This is a genomic window from Tabrizicola sp. (assembly GCF_041913445.1).
In the GTDB taxonomy this organism is placed as follows: domain Bacteria; phylum Pseudomonadota; class Alphaproteobacteria; order Rhodobacterales; family Rhodobacteraceae; genus Tabrizicola.
The window spans coordinates 2,492-4,809 of sequence record NZ_JAYSFG010000051.1 but is presented as its reverse complement, the minus strand read 5'-3'; the positions used below and the strand labels follow the sequence as shown (position 1 = coordinate 4,809).

The 2,318-nt window shown below is 66.9% G+C and carries 1 protein-coding gene; it reads left to right on the top strand.

Annotation, left to right across the window (positions count from 1 at the left end; genetic code table 11):
• Nucleotides 1–218: 218 nt before the first annotated feature.
• Nucleotides 219–1,778 (top strand): DUF6538 domain-containing protein, encoded by a 1,560-nt coding sequence (locus tag ACE3Q6_RS22210; protein WP_374437305.1) that lies wholly within the window; start codon nt 219–221, stop codon nt 1,776–1,778.
• Nucleotides 1,779–2,318 lie beyond the last annotated feature (540 nt).

Genomic DNA, 2,318 nt, shown 5'->3' with positions numbered 1-2,318 from the left:
ATACAATCGGGCCGGAAATCCGCCGATCTCAGGCGTGCCAACAAATGGTGACCACACCCCAACTAGGCTCGTGACCATTCTTTGGTAAGGGAGAGGTCGAGAGTTCAATCCTCTCCAACAGCACCACCATAGGCCCTTGATGGGCCTCGGAAATCAGGCGAAACAAGGGTTTGCGTGTCTCCGGTGATACATCCGGGTGATACATCTTGGCCCTTTCGATGACCCGACCGACGAAGCATCCGACGACCGGCGTGTATCGCATCCGCAAGGTGGTTCCGAAGGAGCTTCGGCCCATCATCGGCACCGCCGAGCGCATCATCAGCCTGCGCACCAAGGGCCCCACCGAGGCAGCGAAGCGGGCCCCTGCGGCGCTGCGGAAGATCGAGCATGAGTTCGCAACTGCCCGGGCGTCGCTTCATCCTGCGCGGCGCCTCACGCATCGCGAAGTCATCGCCCTGTGCGGTGCGCTCTATCGGGAGACCGTCGCGCATTGGGAGGATGATCCGGGAGCGCCGGAGGGGTGGGAGCTATTCGCGGAGCAGCTCTACGCGGAGCTTGAACGGGACGCCGCGACGGACCAGCCCATAGGCCCCAGCGTGGCCGACCTCACCGATGCACAGCGGCTTGCGCGGCAGCACGGCATCGCGGCCGACGCGGACAGCATCAGGCGCATCGCAAGGGCCCTCTACGGGACCAAGCTCAAGGCCGCTGAGACGCTGCGGCGCCGGGCGGAAGGCGACTACTCGCCAGACCCGCACGTCGCCACGTTCCCGCCCATCGTCGTCATGCCTGAGGCCAGCGCAGCGCCATTACCCTGCACCTCCCCACCCGCCGAACATCGCGCCGCGCCGCTGACCGGCGAGAAGCTTCTTGATGCGTGGGCGGCTGAGACGCAGCCCGCACCCGCGACGGTCAAGAAGTATCGCGGCACTTTCCGGAACCTTGTTCGCATCCTCGGCTTCGATGACGTGCAGCGCATCACCGCCGATGACGTGGTGAGGTTCAAGGAGGCCCGCCTTGCGGAAGGCAAGGACGTGGGCACGGTCGCGGATGATGTCTTGAACGCGGGCGCCGTGTTCCGCTGGGCGACTAAGAACCGAAAGGTCGCAGGCAATCCGTTCGCTGGGATGGCCCCGAAGGTGAAGCGCCGGGGCCCAGCACCGCGAGAGCCGTATTCCGATGATGACGCGAAGCGCATCCTCACCGCCGCACGGCAGGAGACGGGCGCGTTGCGCTGGCTACCTTGGCTGTTGTGTTTCACGGGGGCCCGCCTCGGGGAGCTAGCCGAGCTTCGGCGTGGTGACGTGCGGCAGGAAGTGGGCGTGATGATCCTCGACATCCGACCGACCGAAGCGCGAGCCGGGAAAAACGAGACCATGCAACGCATGATCCCGCTGCATCCGGCGCTCATCGCGGAGGGCTTCCTTCGCTACGTCGCGGAGCTTCCGGTCGATCCAAGCGGGCCCCTTTTCCCGAGCATCACCGCGTCGAAGGACGGAACCCGCACGACCAACGCGCAGGTCGCGCACGGGCGATGGGTGCGTGACGTGGTGGGCATCAAGGACCCGAAGAAGGTCCCAGCGCACTCGTGGCGTCACCGCATGGAGGACGAACTTCGGAAGGTGCGGGCGCTGCCCGAGGTGCAGGACGCAATCACCGGCAGGTTCAACCCGAGGAACGCGGGTGCGGGATACGGCAAGGGCTTTCGAGGGATGCCCGATGAGGTGTTGAAGGACCTTGCGCGGGTGCCCTCTCCGGTGCCGCCAGTGGAGGGTTAGGGTGCATCTCCCCGTGCCCGAGGGATTTGCGGTCCAGTCAGACTTGACCGGAAACAGCGGGGAACACGGATTAGTGGCCCCCTCCCCACGGCCGAGCGGCAATAGGGGCCATCACCCCACCCGCCGAAGCGCGGACAGCGGGGCACAATACGGGCCACCACCCGATGCCGAGCCGCAATAGGGCTCACCTCCCCACGCACCGAGCGGCTTTAGGGCCTACCTCCCCGCCCACCGAATGGCGGGGAGCACGGGTTAGGGCTCACCTCCCCACGCGCCGAGCGGCAATAGGGTGAACCTCCCCACGCGCCGAACGGCGGGGGCGCGGTCTAATACCCTCCGTCACCCCAAGCACCGAGCGGAGTTAGGGCCTATCTCCCCACCCACCGAACAGCGGGGAGCGCGAGTTAGGGCCTACCTCCCCACGCACCCAGCGGAACCCGCCGCGCGTGGACCAGTTTCGCCCCGGCAATGGCGATGGCGGGGGCGGATTGCGATGGCAGGCCGCTAGCCGGCCTCTCGCGGTCCGCCCCCAACGCCGGG